The 20,420-nt window shown below is 43.6% G+C and carries 12 protein-coding genes; 3 read left to right on the forward strand and 9 right to left on the reverse strand.

Features of this window, described 5'->3' with window-relative positions; translation table 11 throughout:
• Nucleotides 1-10: 10 nt before the first annotated feature.
• Nucleotides 11-790 (forward strand): class I mannose-6-phosphate isomerase, encoded by a 780-nt coding sequence (locus tag LHUE1_RS01015; RefSeq protein ID WP_152902735.1) that lies wholly within the window; start codon nucleotides 11-13, stop codon nucleotides 788-790.
• Between the two features lie 248 nt (nucleotides 791-1,038).
• Nucleotides 1,039-2,130, forward strand: coding sequence for a restriction endonuclease subunit S (locus LHUE1_RS01020; protein WP_279280291.1), 1,092 nt, complete (start codon nucleotides 1,039-1,041; stop codon nucleotides 2,128-2,130).
• Nucleotides 2,131-2,177: 47 nt separating this feature from the next.
• Here LHUE1_RS01020 and LHUE1_RS01025 read toward each other — a convergent pair whose 3' ends face one another.
• The 8 genes from LHUE1_RS01025 to LHUE1_RS01060 all read right to left on the reverse strand — a co-directional run bounded on the left by LHUE1_RS01025 (nucleotide 2,178) and on the right by LHUE1_RS01060 (nucleotide 15,744).
• Nucleotides 2,178-3,104 carry a site-specific integrase gene (locus LHUE1_RS01025; protein ID WP_277848163.1) on the reverse strand — a complete coding sequence of 309 codons (927 nt, stop codon included), beginning with the start codon at nucleotides 3,102-3,104 and terminating at the stop codon, nucleotides 2,178-2,180.
• A gap of 127 nt (nucleotides 3,105-3,231) precedes the next feature.
• On the reverse strand, nucleotides 3,232-3,897 hold the full coding sequence (locus LHUE1_RS01030) for a hypothetical protein (protein WP_049169892.1): 666 nt from the start codon (nucleotides 3,895-3,897) through the stop codon (nucleotides 3,232-3,234).
• A gap of 34 nt (nucleotides 3,898-3,931) precedes the next feature.
• Nucleotides 3,932-5,149 (reverse strand): restriction endonuclease subunit S, encoded by a 1,218-nt coding sequence (locus tag LHUE1_RS01035; RefSeq protein ID WP_213291512.1) that lies wholly within the window; start codon nucleotides 5,147-5,149, stop codon nucleotides 3,932-3,934.
• Nucleotides 5,142-6,752 carry a type I restriction-modification system subunit M gene (locus LHUE1_RS01040; protein WP_277848165.1) on the reverse strand — a complete coding sequence of 537 codons (1,611 nt, stop codon included), beginning with the start codon at nucleotides 6,750-6,752 and terminating at the stop codon, nucleotides 5,142-5,144. The genes LHUE1_RS01035 and LHUE1_RS01040 overlap by 8 nt, the downstream gene beginning before the upstream one ends.
• A 21-nt stretch (nucleotides 6,753-6,773) precedes the next feature.
• Nucleotides 6,774-9,647 (reverse strand): type I restriction endonuclease subunit R, encoded by a 2,874-nt coding sequence (locus LHUE1_RS01045; protein ID WP_049170350.1) that lies wholly within the window; start codon nucleotides 9,645-9,647, stop codon nucleotides 6,774-6,776.
• 182 nt (nucleotides 9,648-9,829) lie between these two features.
• Nucleotides 9,830-12,826: a restriction endonuclease gene (locus LHUE1_RS01050; RefSeq protein WP_277848166.1), complete on the reverse strand. Its 2,997-nt coding sequence runs from the start codon at nucleotides 12,824-12,826 to the stop codon at nucleotides 9,830-9,832.
• A gap of 27 nt (nucleotides 12,827-12,853) precedes the next feature.
• Entirely contained in the window at nucleotides 12,854-14,782 is a 1,929-nt protein-coding gene (locus LHUE1_RS01055; protein WP_277848167.1) for a site-specific DNA-methyltransferase, read from the reverse strand.
• 155 nt (nucleotides 14,783-14,937) lie between these two features.
• Nucleotides 14,938-15,744 carry a hypothetical protein gene (locus LHUE1_RS01060; RefSeq protein ID WP_049170346.1) on the reverse strand — a complete coding sequence of 269 codons (807 nt, stop codon included), beginning with the start codon at nucleotides 15,742-15,744 and terminating at the stop codon, nucleotides 14,938-14,940.
• 291 nt (nucleotides 15,745-16,035) lie between these two features.
• On the opposite strand from LHUE1_RS01060, the gene LHUE1_RS01065 reads away from it, so the two are divergent.
• Nucleotides 16,036-17,232: a transcriptional regulator gene (locus tag LHUE1_RS01065; RefSeq protein WP_049170344.1), complete on the forward strand. Its 1,197-nt coding sequence runs from the start codon at nucleotides 16,036-16,038 to the stop codon at nucleotides 17,230-17,232.
• Nucleotides 17,233-17,484: 252 nt separating this feature from the next.
• Here LHUE1_RS01065 and LHUE1_RS01070 read toward each other — a convergent pair whose 3' ends face one another.
• Entirely contained in the window at nucleotides 17,485-20,217 is a 2,733-nt protein-coding gene (locus LHUE1_RS01070) for a YhgE/Pip domain-containing protein (RefSeq protein WP_049170342.1), read from the reverse strand.
• Nucleotides 20,218-20,420 lie beyond the last annotated feature (203 nt).

Here is a 20,420-nt window from a genome sequence, read left to right on the forward strand (position 1 = left end):
TCTGGATTGCATGATCGTTGACGCAGCAACTGGGATTGCAACAAGTTTCTTTCTCGCCACTCAACAAAATCCGCAGAAATTCGGATTAATTCCCGGAGAAGTTTATCCGCTAATTATCGATATGCTCGGTGCTGACGCAAACTTAAGCATTCAAGTTCATCCAACAGATTCATATGCTAGAGACAAAGGATATCTGTATGGAAAATCGGAATCCTGGTATTTCATTCAGCAGCCCCTGGATCAGCATGTTTATTCTGGCCTATCAGATACTTCGATGTTAAATGAGATTACCAGTTATCCTTCATTGACTGAACAAATAGCTGGATGTGAATCAGTAACCACTGGTGATTACTTGTTTGTCCCCGCGGGAACCTTACATGCTATCACTGCTGGATCACTGGTTTATGAAATTCAACAAGCCACAGACGTCACATATCGCTTGTACGACTATGGACGTAAGGGATTAGACGGTAAGCCTCGAAAGTTAGATGTATCTGACGGTCTAAGCACTCTTAACCCAGAACAAACGGTTCAGAAACAACCGTTCACGATAAACCAAAGTATTCAAGAACGTGCTTATCAACTGCGGCTAATTAAACTTGTTCATGATCTGGTTGTTACAAACTTTAGCGCTATCGCTTCCGCTTTGACCCTTATAAAAGGAACCGCAACAGCCGACCATCATACTCTTCATCTAGGTCAAAGTCTCCTACTACTACCAAATGAATCTGTCAATTTAGAGGGAAACGGTGAATTAATCCAGGCAACACCAAACCCTTACTGGAGGTAACTTGCAATTTAAAGACAGGAGTTAGCTGATCTACTGATATAGCTGACTCTTATTTTGTTATCTAATGAAGTGTTGTGGTCTCACTATACCAACAGGTCACCCACAGAAAGCGGCATTATAATATACCCTGTATTACAATGCTTAGCATGTGGACAACACAAGAAGGATTTGCCGATAGACATTTTCAAACCATTGTCTATTAAGGAGCACATCTTAACTAAAAACATTTCCTAACATACCGACTCTTGATGGCAATTAACGCTTGGGAAAAGCGTAAGTTGGCAAGCTTAGTGCATTTTATTGGAACTGGGAAAAGCACATTTACATTGCACCCAAGTAAAGACAAAATTTTCCGTTTTCCTGTTTTGGGATCAACTTCTATCATAGGCTATGACTCGAGTTACGATGTAGAAGGAAAGATGATTCTGACGGCGCGTGTAGGGGCAAATGCTGGAAATCTATATATTTATTCTGGGAAGGCTAAAATTACTGACAACACTGTTTTTTTGGTCACGGATACACCTAGCTTCTTAAAAGCTTTGCTAGATCATTTTGATTTAAAAAAAATCAAATTTGGCACCGGTCAACCATTAATTAAAGCCAGTGAACTAAAGAGGCTTAAGCTTTTTGTACCATGTGACCCTACAGAATTGGACTCAATACAAGATTGCGTTTTGAATATCAATAACCTTATCGCTGCAACTCAAGGTAAACTTGATCAACTTGAAATGGTTAAAAAGGCTCTATTACAGCATCTGTTTGACCAGTCAATGCGGTTCAAAGGCTACTCTGACCCGTGGGAAAAGCGTAAGTTGGGTGATTTGGGACAGGTCGCCATGAATAAACGAATTTATAAGGATCAAACCTCGTCAACTGGAGATGTCCCTTTTTATAAAATTGGAACTTTTGGTAAAGAAGCGGACTCTTTCATTTCGCGTGAACTTTTTGAAAAATATAAAAAAATGTATCCATTTCCTGAAGCTGGAGATATTTTAATTTCAGCATCAGGGAGTATTGGCAGAAAGCTTGTTTATGACGGGGAGGATGCCTATTTTCAGGATTCGAATATTATTTGGATTAAGCATGACGAACGCCTTGCTAATTCATTTTTGAATCAGTTTTTAAGTATCGTTCACTGGAATGGAACAGAGGGTACAACCATTAAAAGGCTGTACAACAAGAATGTTCTAACAACAAAAATAAACATTCCGTCAAGAAAGGAACAGGACACAATAGGCAGTTGTCTAACTATATTTGACAACCTTATCGCTGCAACTCAATCCAAACTTTCTGGCCTCGAATCATTAAAAAAAGCCCTGTTACAAGGACTTTTCATTTGAAAGGGGTCGCCTAACGCGGTAAAGCTGCGTGAAGCGATCCTTTTATGTCACATCAATGAGGTGAGGTAGCGCATAATCTTATCGTTGTCTTGGTTTTCTAATTCTTGGATGATATGGAGGTAGGTCTTCTGGGTCGTGCTCATATTGGCGTGACCGAGGCGTCTTGCCACCGAACCAACCGAAACACCCGCATACAGAAGCAGTGATGCGTGCGTGTGGCGAAGACCATGAATGCTGATGACAGGGATGCGTGCGCGCTTGCATTTGCGCTCTAGGATGTCATTAGCGGTTTCGTTGTACACGCGCTGTCCAGCGGCGACGAAGATTGGTTGATCTTGAGGCAGATGCTTGATCAGGGTAGCGAACTGCATCGCAACTTGCCAGTCAAGTGGCACCTTGCGAACAGAGGCAGTGTTCTTGGTTTCGGCGAAGCTGCCTGTAGCGCTCTTATAATCCCAAGTTTTGTTGATGGTTAAGGTCAACTTAGCCATATCAAAGTCCGCTGGTGTCACTCCAAGTGCTTCGCCAAATCGCAAGCCTGTTTTCGCAATCAGCAGGAGGAAGTAGTCCCATCCCAAACCGCCATCCAGATCAAGCAGCGCCAATAGCTTCGTGAGTTCATGCTGGTTCAAAAATTTGACCTTATGAATGCGAGAAACGGTGCCTTTGATCACGACTTTGCGCGTTGGATCCTGTTCAAGCAGCCCTTCATCAAGCCCGTCAAGAATGGCCGCTTTCAGGTGGTGATGGAAGTCCAATGTCGTCTGCTTTTCGTGATTTGCGGCGAACTCATTGATTAGCTCTTGATAGGTTCGTCGCTTCAGCTCGTCCATGTGCAAGTCCGGCGCAAGTGTCACTAGATGCTTGTGTGACATCTGATACTTTTGGTAAGTAACAGGACGAACTGCCCCTTCTTTGTAAAGCTCGATCCATTGTTTGAAATACATGTGGAACTTCTGCGTGCGTTGTTTCATTCCGCACCTCCTGGATTTAGTTACCCTGTTGGGCAATTAAATCTTTATCATACGGAATGGGAAAAGTCAGCCAAACGCACTGTGGAGAGGTGACAGTAGAGAAATTTGAACCAGAAAATATTCCGCCTTAATTTTGTGCTTGCTTTTGATCCACATATGCCCTTGCCTGTTCATCAAAATTGACTTTACTGGTAAGTGTATGCCCTTCGAAATCAGTACTGAATGCCTTAAGAAGTACAGTCCCATCAACATTCAATGTGTATGGTATAACCTTGGTTGGTACCGCACTGTTACTTAGTTTGAGAACAATATTGTGGTTGTCAACCGTGTAATTTGCACTGTAAGAGCCTACGTATGCTCCGAGACCAGTGAGCCTTGCAGTGTTGGCGTCTTTAAAATAACCATACAAAACCCCATCGTGTACGCTGTTTTGTGGTGCCTTATTCTCGGTCATTGCTTGATTAACGTCTTCTCCGTCGTAAAGTTCAGGAACGATACTGAACCCTTTACCGATAATATATGAATGTGCCAGCGATACAGGATCTTGATCCTGTACTTGTTGCTGGGAAGCTTTGGAGGGACTACTTGTCGTGAAGCTCTCTGGTTTGCTTTGTTTCGACTGTTGTGATGACTTGGTAGAGGATTGACTCGATGCCCTTGAAATCTGACTTTGATTCTGAATCGATGTTGCATATCGACTTCCAACATAGAAGCTCGCACCAATTATTGTTAAGAGGACTATCACAATTCCAACAGTTTTCCAGTGACTTTTCTTTCGCCTTTCTCGTCTCATAACAATCTCCTATCTAAGTTTATGAACTCTTTCTTCATACAAAGAGCTCTTGTAGCAAAGACTTCTTTAATTGCCGGTAACCGACAAGTTTGGACTGAGCTGCAGCAATAAGGCCATCGAGTGTTTGTAAGGATGAAGCAATGTGTTGTTGCTCTGCAACAGACGGAATAAGAATTGGCATTGTCACAAATACAGAATCTTTGATTGCAAAACGGTCAGAGCGTGCTCCAGTGTCGCCATTTCGTGTCATAAAACGGTGCCAGACATTAGCTAAGAAATATTGCTCTAAGAACCCATGATTCACACCGTGCACCCGAAAAACAAAATACAACGGAGACATAATTCCTATACGTTTTAACCTGTTACGCTTGATCGGGCCAACAGGAGCCGAGTTAGATATTCTCGGATTGTAGACAAAGTCATCTGGCCGCACTACGTAATAGCCACTTAAACTTTCTTTGTTCGCGATGTCCTTATCGAAAAAGTCCCGCTGGCTAACAATACCGTTCTCCGCCGAATTAGTTAGTACTTCTTTAAATTCACCAGATTTGTTCTTCTCAGTAACTTTTTCAGCTATATCCCCCAACTTACATTTTTCCCACGGGTCAGAGTACCCCTTGAACCGCATTGACTGGTCAAAGAAATGTTGTAATAGCGCCTTTTTGACCATTTGAAGTTGATCAAGTTTACCTTGAGTTGCAGCGATAAGGTTGTTGACTTTCGAAAATAGTTTTGCGATTGTTCTTTGTTCATCTAAACATGGCCAGTCTATGTGTAAACTTGCAACTTGAGTCAGTGAAATGTTAGGTTGTGCTCCAGTGGTTGGGTTCCTTTTAATATATTCATTAACGGCCGTTCCTGATAGATAAGTAGCGACAAACTTTACGTCGCCGGAGCCAAGGCGAATGATTGCTAAAGCTTGATTAGTATTGGCTGGTAACAGGGATTTGGAAATTATTGCAGTACGTCCAAGTGAGCCGGCAATAGAGAAGAGAATATCATTTTCTTGTAGAACTGACCTAGCTAAATAACCTTGATGTTCCTCAAAAGAAATTTTGTTGGTAACTGATATATTTCCGCCTTTTGAAATATTTTCGACCTTAATAAAATTGATAGTCCCCTGTCCATTTTGCTTTCTTGGAGTTGTACCCTTTGTTATTAGTTTTGTGACATCTCCCAACTTACGCTTTTCCCAAGCGTCCGAAAACCCCTTAAACCGCAGTGCGGGAACATTATTAGCATCCTTACTCATTTTTAAACAGCTCCTTCAAAGCGGTTAGTTGTTTGGCAGCTTCGTCGTTATTAGCAACCAAATCATCAAAATCCTTGGCTAAAGCCTGACTTAATTCGGCAATTTGTTCATCCGCTTTCTTAATGTTAGCTACTACCTTAACCACATCAACAGGCTTTTCTGGCTCAGTTGTGTCTACATATCGGGGAATGTTCAGGTTAAATTCGTTTTCTTTGATTTCATCGAAGGAAGCAACATGAGCATATTTGTCGACGTCTTTGCGTTTGTCGTAGGTTTCCACGATTCGCTTAATCTGATCATCTGTAATGGAATTCTGATTCTTCCCCTTTTCAAAATCCTTGGACGCATCAATAAATAGCACATCATGAACATTGCGCGCGTCGCGATCTTTTTTGAAGATCAAAATAACCGTGGGAATACTTGTCCCATAGAAGAGATTCGCAGGTAGACCAATGACGGCATCTAGAACATTGTCCTGTTCCAACATAAATTGGCGAATGGCGCCTTCTGCCGCGCCACGGAAAAGTACGCCGTGGGGTAGAACAACACCCATAATGCCTGTTTCATTCAAGTGATAGAGCATGTGTTCAACAAAGGCAAAATCAGCCTTTGACTTTGGCGCTGTTCGGCCATACTTGCGGAACCGTTCGTCGTCTATCTTATCGGTTGGATCCCAGTTAGCCGAATATGGTGGGTTAGCTACAACAGCGTCAAACTGTTTGTCACCAACCTTATCGTTTTCGAGGGTGTCTCCTTGGAATAATTGGAATTGGCTAAAGTTCACACCATGCATCAGAAGATTCATGCGTGCCAAATTATAAGTTGTCGTGTTAAGTTCTTGACCGTAATACTCGCCAATTCGATCAACATAGTTACCTACCTGCAGCAGCAAGGAACCAGATCCCATCGTCGGGTCATAAACTGATCGTAATTCGTGCTTATGCAAAGTGACAATCTGCGCCAGAATCTTAGAAACCTGTTGTGGCGTATAAAATTCACCGGCCTTCTTACCTGCACTGGCAGCAAATTGGCCAATGAGGTATTCATAAGCATCACCCAGAACATCAATCTGCATGTCCTGACTGCGAAAATTAATGTCAGCCAATGCCAACATGACTTTAGCAATCATTTTGCCACGTTCCGAGACCGTTGCACCAAGTTTATTCGATCCAAGATCCATATCGGCAAAGAGTCCACGGAAATCATTTTCTGATTCATGGCCCACAGTTGATAGCTGAACCTCGTTAATCGCATTTTGGAGCTTTTCAGTGTCAAAATTGCCGGCCTTAATATCCTTGATTAAGCTGTCAAATAAATACTTCGGTTCGATAAAGAAACCAATGTATTCGATGACCGCTTGTTTAATATCCTCCTGGTCATCTGGGTTCTGATAAGCTGTCTCAAAATCAACTGGGTCATTCTTGAACAGCTCTTCGCCTTCGTCGCTGACCTGATCGCTAAGGAAGCGGTAAAAGATGAGCCCTAATATATAATTTCGGTACTCACTGGCATCCATGTTGCCACGAAGGTCGTTAGCAATGCTCCAAAGGCGCTTTTGTAATTCTGCTTGTTGCTGTGCTTGTGTGTTGTGCGTGTTATCCAAGACTATTTCTCCATTTCAGCGTTAAGATAATGAATATTTTTCGCTAACATTTTCCAATAACTGCTGCATCTCAGCACTAAGTTTACGCTTCTCACGAAAACCAAAGCCAAGATCATTGAATTCCTTCTGCATTGATTGTAAATTGGCGCGACCCGTAAAGTTATAATCAGACAGTTGATCCTTGACAACAGAAATCGGCAAGTTGTGATTTTTAGAGAAGCCAACTAATGCATTTTCGCGCGAGTCTGCTAAGAATTTGTCCAATTCATTACCAATGTCTGACTTAGCGTTGAGCTTTGGCACATTCTCATCTAAGAACCGTTTCAACAGCTCCGCCTTCGACTTCAGGTGATCGTCTGTGGCATTGTTCAAAAATCGCTGAATCTTTGCAATGTCAGAATTACGACTCTTGTCATCATCAAGATTAATCGACTTAATCAGATTAACGATATAAGTTACGTCAATCGTATCCGTTTGAACTAATGTCATATCGAAATCAATGTCGTCAAGAATATCAGCCTTTTCGCCAGGGTTGTCCGGTTTGAGGCGTTTATATGCCGTGTAATACTTCCCCTTGAAATCTTCAAAATCCTGATTCGTAAAGATGTTCTTGAACTGTTCCCAATCAAATTCATCGTAAACGCGAACTTTATTGTAAATCCGCAAGACGCTGCGAAATGCGAGGACAAACTTTTCAAGGGCTTCGTCGCCTTGATTGTATAACGGATCAACATCATCTTTAGTTGGTGTGACGACCTGCAACGCTTGAATCGCTTTAATGAACTGATTCTTTAACTCAGGATATGGCGGCGCAAAGAATGCCTGCTGATCGCCATCAGAATACAATGCTACAGCGTCATCAGTCGCCCTTTTAAGATTACGATAGCAAACAATGTTCCCAAAAGGCTTATTGTTCGTATCAATCCGATTAGTTCGTGAGAAGGCCTGAATAAGCCCCTGCCAACGCAACTTCTTATCAACATAAAGCGTTGACAGCCGCTTCGAGTCAAATCCCGTCAAGAACATGTTTACAACAATCAACACATCGATGTTTTCCTCAGGAGTTGCATCGTTGTGCGCTTTCATCCGTTTAGACACGTCTTTAAAATAATCGCTAAAATGATCCGTCGAAAAGTCGGTATGATAGCGCTTGTTGTAGTCTTCAATGACTTTGTCTAGTCCCTGACGCGACGTAACATCGTCTTGCCCCTGATGAGCTTCGTTGTCAACCTCATTGGCTTGCCAAGTGAAGATCGTCGTCACGTTTAGGCGATGATTTGTATCCAGCCGTTTGAATAAGTCATAGTAAGCAAGAGCTTGACGGGTACTCGGAACTGTGAAAATTGCGTTATAGTGCTTTAGCTTTGTAAATTGTGCGTGCTTATTAATAATATGATTGACTATATTCGCCATGCGTTCTGGCGCTTCAAATACAGATGCCTGATCGATCCCCTTAACCAACTCACCATCATCGTTCACAATGCTTTTTCCTTGAAACGTCTGGATATATTGCACAGTAAAGCCTAATACATTGTGATCACGAATTGCGTCTTTAATAAGATACTTGTGGAGCAGTTGATCATAAAGATCAGCAGTGGTGCGTCCATCAATACCGGTGTTTTCCTTGAAGATTGGTGTTCCGGTAAAGCCAAAATGCTGAGAATTTTGGAACCAGCGATTCACGTTTTTACGCATGTCGCCGAACTGACTGCGGTGAGCCTCATCCTCGATAAACACAACTTTGCGATCGTGATACGGTGTTAATTCTTTTTTGTATTTATTGTTCTGTACTGCATTGTTTAACTTCTGAATGGTACTTACAATTAGTGGACTATCATTGGACACAAGCTGTCGGACGAGTTCACGTGTATTGTTAGTCCGATCCAACGCACTTTGGCCGTTAACATCTGCTGGCAAATACGCAGCAAAGTTCCGCGCCGTTTGTTCATCTAGGTCAGCACGATCAATTAAGAAGATAACCTTCTCTGCCTTCGTCAAACGCGCCAAGAGCTGGCTAGCCTTAAAACTTGTTATAGTCTTGCCGGACCCGGTAGTGTGCCAGACATACCCGTTTTTATGACTATCCTTCTGAGCATGATCAAGGATTGCTTCCGCAGCGTAGATCTGGTAAGGCCGCATGATCATCATCTTTTGCTCCACCCGATCAAAGATCGTGTACCGCGCAATCAAACTATGAAACCTGGCTTGATCAAAAAAAGAAGCAGTAAAAGCATCAATGTCATTTAACCAATTGTTCTCTTTGTCTGTCCAATAGAACATGAAGTTCGAGTTCAGCTGGCCATCGCCATTTGCAAAATAGCGCGTTTCACTTCCATTCGAGATAACATACATCTGGATTAACGAAAGCAACCGCGCGTATTTCTCGCTTTCACTTCGGTAACGAATGATTTGATTAAATGCTTCGCTGAAATCGACACCTCGACGTTTTAGTTCAAACTGTGTCACTGGCAACCCATTAATCAGTATTAGAACGTCATAGCGATTTTCGTGTCGACCATAAATAGTCATCTGATGAGTGACTTCAAAAATATTATTCTTTGGGTCTGTGCCATCAAATAATTGTAGAAACACTTTAGAGTTGTCATCACGTTGGATTTCAATTTTCCCATAAGGCTGAATATCAGAGCCGCGCAAAATTTCGGCGATTTGATAATGGGTTCGTGCGCCAATCAGTGCGTTCAAGGCCGCAGTAAACTCACGATCACTCAAAGACTTCCCCTTCAGGTTCTCGCTATTACGTTGATTCAACACATCGCGAAAATGTTGATCTAATGTCTTAACATCAGGTATTGAAATTTTGCGATATCCTAGCCCCTCTAGACGGCGAATCAGCTGATTCTCCAGCTCAGCCTCGCTTTGATACCCAACTGCCATGCTGTTTCCCCTCTTTAACCTCACATATTATTTCTTTTATTGTATCAGGAATTCTGACTGTTCGCTGATCTTTGGTAAAACTGTTAAACCGACCTCACGATAGTCGTTTCAAAACTTAAAGGATGACCTTCCTAACTTTGTGAGAGTTATGTCCAAAGCTATGATCTGAGAGCCAAAATTCTTTAGTCAGTCTTGAAGTTCTGAATCAAACTTAAGAGACTCTTCTCATTCTTGATTACATCAAAAATTATGCCAGTTTTTAAGGAACGGAAATGTGCTCGGCCGGATTTAATTTGGAGAAGTTCATGACCCCGAAGGGCCTCCTCATCTGGATTCGCTTTCGTGTCCGCAACAAAGTATAGACGAACCCCGTCTTCTCGCTTATAAATAACTGCCCAGTCTGGATTATAAGTACCAAGGGGTGTCGGCACTTTGAACCAAGCTGGCATTTTTATATAGAACAAAACATTATCATCTTGTTCACAGTCACGCGCAAACTGCTTTTCTGTTTCGGAGTCAGTCACTATATAATTATAGATAGTCTTATTACTGCTTACTTTTACTGCATTACCTCTTAAGTCTCCATGATCCAAGTATGCATAAAGTGTTTCCGTAGAAAAGAGGCTTTGCTCGAATACTGCACCATTTTCTTTATATTCAATCCCCGCCACCATTAATTGTTGCTTTTCCCAGTTGATTAATTTTGCCGCTTGTGTTATACAACTCTGCGGATTTGTTTGAAAAGCAGTCAAATCATCAACTTGCCTAAGGATCTTGGCTAAAGTTCTTCTAGTTAAATGAGTCTCATTCTGTAAGAAAGTCAAGATGTCGGGCAGTTCATAAGGAAGCATATCGTTATTAGAAGTATAGCGGCCATGTGGGTTCTGAACTTCAAAGCCAGCTATCGTATTTACGATTTGTGCCTTTGTGTAAGTGAAATTTCCTTGATGTGTTGTAATATTCTGAAGCTTTCTTACTGAATGATCTATTAATTTATCAGTATCAAAGTTTACGCGATACGTTGTTTTTGATTTAATCCGATCCCACAACCCTTTAAAGTCTTCGCTAGGCTGGCCTTTATTGATAGAAACTAGCTTCCTGTCCGCACGATTGTATATTTGCAAAGACTTAACATACTTTGTGGCAATTGCAAGTATCTGATCTTGATATTCACTGAATTCGTTTGGCAATACTATGCTTTGACTTTGTAAAGCCAATACTAGCTTGTTTGTTGCTTTGCGTTCAGCAGTTAGGTAACCACTTGCAATGAGGCTTTGGATTAATCTACGAGATAGGCCTTTCCCCAAAGGCTTTTGTTCCCCCGTATCATCGTCTACACTGGTAACTACGGCAGCAAACACGTCATCCGTAAAGATGCCAAACTTCACACCAGCATCAGCGTACTCCGTCTGTAGTGTCTCAGCAAAATTCTTGTAGCTTTCATTTGCCATGATAGTCAAAGTATTAATCTCAAAGCCGGGAACGCGATGGCCGTCCTGGTCCACAGCAATACGTAATCCACGACCGATCTTTTGGCGTTTCGTCATGGTATCTTGTGTGTCTACTAGTGTGCAGATTTGGAAGATATTAGGATTATCCCATCCTTCACGTAAAGCAGAGTGAGAGAAGATAAATCGCAATTTATTCACTGAATCTGTATTCCCCTTACCCGGATCGTATGATGTCAGTAATCCCTCTTTATCGCGCATAATCATGCTATAAGTCGATTCATCAGCCATTGTATTGCCACGGGTATTTTTAAAATGATTCTTCCCATCACGAGAAAAATAGCCGTCATGAACCTCATTGACTGGGACACTTGCATCACGTAACCCCTGATACCTGCTGGACTTAATTAGTTTTCTGTATTCATCTTCAAACATATGCGCATATCTTCCGCGGTGGTATTTTCCGTTTTCATCATACTTGCGATAGTTCTCAACTTTATCTAAGAAGAACAAGCTTAATACTTTTACGGGAATTTGCGCTTTTTGAAATCGAAGTTCTTTTTCCAAATGTTCCCGAATTGTCTGCTTTATTTGTTCGCGTTTTACCGCCTCATCCTCTTCATCTGAATAAGATAGTGTTAATTTTCTAGGTTCACCAGTAAAATAAACTGCTTCTAAACCCGGTGTTGTATCGATATCTGTTACAAAACCGACTCTACTGTATATTTGTAGCTTTGTCTTAGATACGATGTCAGAATTCTGCTGAACTGTAATAACTTTCTTATCAGCACCTTCCTTAGTCTTTTTATAGACTTCAATACGAGCTGATATTCTACCCTTTCTATTTGCAACACTTATTAAGCGCAAGTATGCTCGGTTACCATCTTCATCATTTTGAAGAGCTGCAACTTCCACTTGTTTCACAAGCTGTTGATCATAGGCCTCAACAGGTCCCAGACGATAAATAGTCGAATAGTTCTCTTTATGGGTGGCAGAGTAGCAGAAGGCGACGCTTGGGTTCAAACTATTGATGGCTTTTTTTGCTAAATCTGTAGCATCTACAGATTGAGGCTCATCGACGATTAAAATAGGACGGGTTTCAGCCAAGAAGTCAATTGGTCGCTCCCCATCAAGTTGATCTCGCTGTTGATTCATAACATTTGAGTCTTTATTAAATGCCTGAATTGTAGTGATCATGATCTGCAATGTATTGGCAATAGCAAACTCACGAATACGATTCAAGTCAGAACTCGAATAGACAAACGCTTCGTATACTTCACCATCGTATTGACCAGAGAAATATCCACGAGTCATTTGAATTGATTTAATGACACCTTCGCGGATTGCTACAGAAGGAACAACAACGATGAACTTTAGATACCCGTATTGTTTATTCAGTTCGAGAATTGTCTTCAAGTAAACGAATGTTTTACCAGTTCCCGTTTCCATTTCAATGTTAAACTGTGGGAACCGTTTGTTCTCACCAACCAATTTGTCATCTGGGGCTATCCCATTTCTAATTTGAATTTGTTGCAAATTTTTTAAGAGTCTCTCTTTAGAAACACTAATATTATTTCCAATACCTACCCCGTCTTTTGCAAACAACGAGCTTTGGAAACCCGGCTTTCCAAACAGGTGATTATTTGACCGCAAAGCTTGGCCCTTAAACAAATCAACGGCTGCATTAACGGCATCGTTTTGGTATTTTAATTCATCGAATCTTATTTGCAAGATACTCTCCCCCTGCGTTGTTAAATCTTATATTGATTTGATGTTAGCATATTGAAAACCCGCATCATTCAAGATTTTTATTGAGTTCAGTTTTTCGCTATCGCTGGCAAACCCACTGTCTTGAAATATCACTGTTGAGTGTTCCATCTTCGACTTGACATATAAATTTGCAATTTCATCAGCGACTGTGGACTTGATGCTTTGATCCCCAAGAACGATATAAACTGATCCACCAGATACAGAATAAATTGTTGCTCCCTCGATCTCACGAGAAATAACACTAGAGTTCAAATCAAGGCCTTGTTTTAGTATAATCTCAAACAAAATATCTTCTGACGATCTATCAGCTTTGAAGTTCTCATCCAATAATAACAGCTGATTCCTTTTCAGATCGTCCCACTGAACTAAATTGGACGTATCCAATCGAAACACCCGAAAACCAGCATCTATAGATCGATTGGAGTCACTCGCCCGTAATTCATCACGCACACGACGAATTCGTTCCTCTCCAATGTCTGTAATAGTTTTAAATCCATTGGTCCTGGCGACTGAATCCTCTGGTGTCTTTTCAGGCAACTGAATCATGATAAATCGACGATCTCCACCATCTTTGATATTTTGTTGTAGCACCGCCTGTGCCATCGTTGCAGATCCACTGAAGAAGTCCATTACAATACCGTGTCTGTCCGTGCCCATCTCAACTAATAATTGTAAGAGATCAACAGATTTTGGAGACTGAAATATCTTATCCGTGGATCCAAATAGGGAATTAAGAACCGCTTGTCCTTTCTCTGTATGAAAAGCCTTGTCAGTTAACAGCGTCTGCACCTTGGTCAATGTTTGACCATCTTGCTTAACATAATCTTTTCGATAAATCTTCCAATTTTCTTGCTGTTTCTTTGCTATCAGAAGATTTTTCTCCTTTAAAAACTTGTCTTTTCCCCAAGTCCAGCAACCTTCGAATCCGTCATTCCAAATGGGCAATACCGCTATAGACTTATTGTCTTCTTCTTCAAGAACTTTCCCATCTCGGTCGATGTATATTGGATAATATAAATTTGGACGATTGTATTTTCCAAACTCCCTATGCGTATTTCTTAATTCTATTAACCGATACTGTCCCGCCTGATCCTTGTATGGATATTGCTTATCAATTTTATGATGTCCTTTTGATATAGAAATTGCTCCACTAGGAAGCACTGTCTTTGAGAATAGTAATATATATTCTGAAGAGGTGGCTAAGTACTTATCTTGGGATCTTCCTTTTGGGTTGTTAAGATATGTTATTTGTCCCAGGAAATTATTTTCGCCAAATATTTCTTTCGAAATCTTACGTAAATTTTCGAGTTCGCCATCGTCAATACTCATGGCAATCACTCCGTCTTCTCTTAGTAAATTTCGCGCCAGTTGAAGACGAGGATACATCATACTAAGCCAGTCAGAATGAAATCGACCAGAAGTTTCCAAATTGGTTGATAACCTATTTCCTTCCTGATCCACCTGTCCAGTTATTTCAAGATAATTTTGAATACTATCCCTGAAATCATCGTGATATACAAAATCATGACTAGTATTGTAGGGTGGATCAATATAAATAAACTTGATTTTTCCAGAATAACTTTTTTGTAGCAATTTAAGCGATTCCAGGTTGTCGCCTTCAATGTAAAGATTTTTAGTCTTATCCCAGAGAAGAGACTTCTCCCTTTGGGGACGAAGCGTTGCAGTACTCATCCTTTGTGCCAAGCGCATTGCGGCTTGTTTACCATGCCAAGTGAATTTATATTTTTCCTCTGAATCATCGACAGAATCTCCGAGCAGCACTCTAAGTTGATTAAAATCAATCTTTCCATCGCTAGCAATTTCAGGAAAGAGCTTCCTTAGGGACTCAATATTTTGCTTGATTAAATTGACTGAGGTCCCTTCTACTTTTTTGAAGGGCATCTTTGAATTATCCATGATCTTCACTCCTCGGATCTAAATTAAATTTCTTTTTTTGCAATAACTACATCTGAATTTTCTAAATGATTGACCTAGAAGAGACTCTCTGCTAACTACTTTACAATTACAGTCTCTTTACAGCTATACCATACATTGTTCTCGTAACCTTAAATTTACCCTACAACCTGTCTAACCGCCACCCAAATCAACCCAGCAGCCATCAGCCCCATCGAAACATTCACCACCCGCGACGCAATCCGCCGCTCGCGCTCATCCATGTCTTCTAACATGCCAAGGGTATAGTCATTATACGGCCCGGCGTCCCAATAACCGACATAGTAGCTCAGGATACCTTTTTCGCGGAAGGTTAACGGTTCGCTACCGTCGTGTAGAAGCAGCTTATCGTCGAATAGCGCGTATAGATCGTCGCTGAACATGGCGGCGCGGCGGTTGTGTTCGGCTTCTGCCTTGACGCGTTCCAGAAGTTCGTGAAATCTGTCCTTTTCGCGTTGGTCGGCGTCGTCTTGCGGGGTCCATTCGTCTAACTTTTTCTGGAAGATGCGGAGGACGTCGTCGAAGTGGCGGCGTTGGTAGTGGTTGGCGAAGGTTAGGTAGCGGTTGTCTTCGTTGAGGTGTTTGGTTTGCCAGGTTTGGAACAGGAAAAGGCCTAGCAGTCCGAGGGTTGTGATAGCGTTTAAGAGGTTGCTGAAGTTCCATTGTGCCATGAGGTGTTGGAGGCTGCTGATGACCCAGAAGGTGGCGATGAGCAGCGTGACGGCGATGGAGAGTAGCTGCTTTTGGCGGATTTGCGGATTTTTTTGCATTTCTTCGTAGATGGTTTGCCGGTATTTTAAGTACATGATGATGTAGTCTAACAGGTTCAGTGAGCGGACTTGCCGGTATGTCTTGACGATAGCAAATAACAAAACGACCAGGCTGACGAGGTTGATGACCTGGTTGATCGCATCAATTTGCGCCATAGCATAACTCCTTTGCAAAAGTATCGGGCACACATTTTTCCAGCCAGAAAAATTGGCCACTGTTGCCCGCTGACTTTCCATTTTGCCCCTGTGTGCCAGCATAGTTCGATTTTAAACGGAATCCCATTAAATTGCGAGGTTAACGAAAGTGTCCTGACTAACTTATTTTAACGAAAAAGTTGTGACCGACCTGCAATGACGTGCAAGTTGCCTTTTCCCCTTCGCGCTGGATGTGCTACAGTTAGGTTTTGTATAGAAGTAACATTAAGAATCTTTGGGGAGCAGAAAAAATTGACCAAACAAACACATCACATTGTCATTCCTGACGCTATCATGGACGATTTGGATATTAAGGATGGCGAACAAGTCGAGGTGACGTTAAAAGATAAGGAAGCAGTGATTCGGCCGAAGCGGGCGGATACGGGGACGCAGACGATTTCGCTGCGGTTCTTTCTGATTCCTACTGTTCTGGCGGGGATCGTTTTTCTGGCGTATTTCTTCTACTTTAACATCTTGCAAGTGCCGATGACGGGCAAGAATTCGATCGCGCAGATGGTGATTGTCCTTGGCGAGTTGAGTGGCATGGGCACGTTTGCGGTGACATATATTCGCAATCACCGGCAGATTCATGGGCGTGATCATCGACGCCGCTATTGGCGGATTTTCCCGACGTTGCTACTGTCGTTTGCGATTATTCTTGCATTCGTGGCGTCGGTGTTTTTCTGGGCAATTGGCTATATGTTTGAAGGCGTCAGTTTTGATATTTACACGGCGACCGGACTGTTCCTGATTTTTATCAGTATTGTGAACTATCTGATGATTTATTCGGCGTTGTCGATTTCGACGTCGTTTATTACTACGCTGTTTCTGTCAACGTTTGTCGGCGGCGTGGTGGGCGCGATTGTGACCAACAGTTCGCGTCAGTGGTGGCAGCACAATGTTAGCTTTTTAGGCACCAGCAAGGCCTTGAACGCGTGGCAGTTCAATCTGACCATCGCGGTGTCGGCCTTGCTGTGGATCGCCTTGGTGGACTACCTATTCGTACCATTGATGGCGCATCGCAAAAACGACTGGCGGCTGATCACGCTCCGCATTTTACTAACCGTCGCGGCCATCGCCTTGCTGGGCGTCGGCCTGTTTCCGAATAATCGCGGCATCCTGCATGTCCTGCACACCCAAAGCGCGTGGTTCCTGAACTACTTCCTGATCGGCATGATCATCGCCGTGCGCTGGCTGCTGCCGGGCGTCTCGCGCGAATTTCTCAGCACCAGCTACACCATCGGCGGCATCATCGTCCTCGCCGCCATCCTGTTCCAATTCGTGCACTACCTGTCGCTGACCGCGTTCGAGATGATCGCCTTTGCGCTGGCCATGTCATGGATCATGCTACTGCTGCAAAACATCCACCGGCTTTATCAAAAAGATGAGTCCACCTTTGTCGTGACAGTGACGAGTGGAAAAGAGAAATCACCTAAAAAATCGGCCTAGAAAAGACATCAAATGGTGAACCTCAGCGCATAAACTGAAGTTCACCATTTTATTTTGCTCCAATCATCGACATCTTGAACTGCCATACCCATCCCAATTGACCTCCATTAGCGTAACCAAACACTCCATGACTGAATCGTGACCGCCTTCTATGTAAAAAACAACCTCACCAGCAAATCGCCAGTCAGGTTGCCTTTTGTCGGTCATCAAACGACCTAATTTCGTGAAACCGTTATCCCTAGCACCTCAACATCATTCAATAATTTTTGACCTCCGAGTAATGCTGTGCATTTTCTCAATCCACGGGTGAATGGGTTCCTTCAAGAAGAGGCCCAACAAGAAGAAGCTAATGCCGAATGCAGCCAGAACGGCGAGGTCAAGCCAGAGATTAGGCCAGTAGATGCCGCCGACCGTTTCCCGTAAGAGATTGACGGCGTAAGTGAATGGCAGCCACGGGTTGATCATCTGGAAGAATTTGCCAGAAAGTACGACCGGGAAGTTCCCGCCGGCTCCGGAAATGGATAGGACCAGAATGATGATGCCGATGCCCTTTCCGATGTTGCCGAATAGCGAGATCAGCATGTAGAGAATCGAAACGAAGACCACGCTTAGCATCATGGAGAATAGCAGGTAGAGCGGCTTGTCGACGACGTAAGTGCCAATCAGAAAAAGATTGCCCAGTGCCGCAATGAGACCTTGCAACATCCCCAGCCCGACGAACGTCAGCCAGCGCGCAACGTACATTTGTTTGACCGTGGCATCGCTGAGTGTTGCCGGCAACTGGTATTCGGTGATCAAAATCGCGCCAAGTAATAACGCACCGACCCAAATACACAAGGCCAGATAGAACGGCGCACTTTGCGAACCATACGTTGGAATCGCGTAGAAGCTTTGTTGCTTGAGTTCGACCGGTTTAGCCAAGAACCCGGCCTCTTTTGTCGCGTCCCGCCGCAAGAGTTTGATCAGCTGCGATAAGTCAACCGACTTTTCACCTTTTTTGATGGCAGCGGCGCCTTTTTGAATGGCATCTTTTAGTGTCGGCCAGTCGTTTTTGATGAAGGTATGCGCATCATCCAGCCCACTCTGCAACTGTGGCATTTTTTCGTTTGCCAGTGCCAAGGTATTGGTCAGATCCTTTTCAATGCCCGGCAGATCCTGGTTAATAAAGTCGGTCGCCTTGGTCAATTTGGCTTCAAGACTAGGAAAATCGTTTTGGTACAAATCGGCAACGGTCGTCACGCCACTGGTGATGAGGTTCATGTGCCCATTCAGTAGGGTGTTGGCATCGGTTAGTTCCTGCTTCAGCGCTGGCAATTGCTGCTGAGCCTTGACCAAAAAGCTATGCGCCTGCGTGAGCAAATCTTTGGTGCCACTGAGAAGCGATGGCAGTTCTGGCAGGATCTGATTGTTGATGGTGGCAAGCGTGGTGCTGGCGTCCCCAAGCGCGGCTTTAAAGTCGTTTAACACTTGTTTGACACTGGTGCTGATATCAAGTGCTTTGAGCGCAGCAGCAGCGGCAGCAAACTGATCAGCCGTTTTGGCTAACGCTTCCAAGCGTGCCTGGATCTCACTGGTGCTCAGATTAGGCACGCCCTTGGCTAGCGCTTCGGCACTGTCTTTCACCGCGGTTGCCGTTGCTGCGACTTCTTTTAGTTGAGCAATGGCACCGGCCAAGACCTGGTCGTCTTGACTGGTAAGTTTGTTAAGGCTGGCCTGCACCCGTTCAAGCATTTCGGCCAAACTGGTGGCATTGTCCGCCACCTTGCCCTGCCGCTTTGCCAAGGCCGTCAGTCGTTCGACCATAGCCTGCTTGACGGCGGCCGTATCCTGACTATTGTCAAGTTGCTGAAGCTGATTCTGCAAGGTCGTCAAATCCGCACTTAGGCTGGTATTGGCTGCCGCAATCAGCGTCAAACCGGCATCGGTGGCATTTTGCACGACATCCAGAGCGGTACTGATTTTCGGCAGCACCTCATCTTTCGTGGTTCCCACTGCCGCCTGCGCTTTTTGGCCGAAATCCGTCAGCGCTGGTAAGGTGCCGTCAACCTGATTAATCACCGTGATGCCCTGATCGGTTACCTTCACCGCTTGACTGACGCCGCTTTCCAGTTGGTCAAAATTGGTGACCACCGTGTTCAGCTGGGCGCCGGCTTGCTGAACTTCCGGCAACTTGCCTTTCACCGCGGTTGCCAGTTCGCCAGCATCTTGAACCATGGGCAAATAACCATTCGCGGCGGTTAGCTTCTGCGCCATTTGATTGACTTCTGGGAGATACCCAGCGATTTCATTTGCCGTTTGTAACTTCGCCCGAATTGCCGGCATTTTTCCTTGCAAGTCATCCACTTCGGTTAAGTACTTTTCAATGGTCGGCAACTGCTCATTGGTATTCGTGACCAGACTGGCGAATCGCCGAATCATTGGCAGGTTTTGATCCAGCTTGATGCCGGCTTTATTAAACGTCTTGACCAGCGTTTTGGCGACGGTTGCGCCGAATTCATCCGAAATGGTGTTTTGCAGCGTGCTTGCGCCGGTGCTGGTAATTTTCGGGGCAATCGCATTGATTTTCTCGTTTACATAATAATCTAGCTTAGGCTTATGGATCTTCCCGTCAACAAAGCTCAGCAAATCAGTGGAAAAATGCTTTGGCACCACGACACCGGCGTAATACTTGCCGCTTTTGACACCTTCTTGGACGGCCTTTTTAGAATCCACAAACCGCCAGCCAAGCTGTTTGTTGTGCTTCAGCTGATCCATCAGCTCGTCCCCGACCGCAATTTTCTGATCCCGAAAAGTCGCCGGCTGATCAGCCGAGTATACCGCGACCGTCAGATCCTGGGTATTGCTGTAAGGATCCCACAGCGCCCAAACGTTAAACCAGCAATAAAGGCTGGGAATAATGACCAGGGCTGCGATCAGCAGAAAAGCGAACGGACTTTTCACAATCCGTTTCCAGTCCAAAGCAACTAGTTTACCAATGTTACGCATAACTTCCTCCGAATGTCAGATTGAAATATTGGTCGATTATATCACAGGTGTTTGCTTGTGCCATTGGACAAAATGCGGGATGTGTTGGGTTTAAAAGCGATTATGTCGTTAACAAGCGCTATCTAAGACCGTGCCAAAGCCAAAAATCAGGGGAGAAATATTTGGGCATAATATTTCAAGATACTTAAAAGGTTTAAAAAATT

It is taken from the genome of Lacticaseibacillus huelsenbergensis (assembly GCF_029726355.1).
GTDB lineage: Bacteria > Bacillota > Bacilli > Lactobacillales > Lactobacillaceae > Lacticaseibacillus > Lacticaseibacillus casei.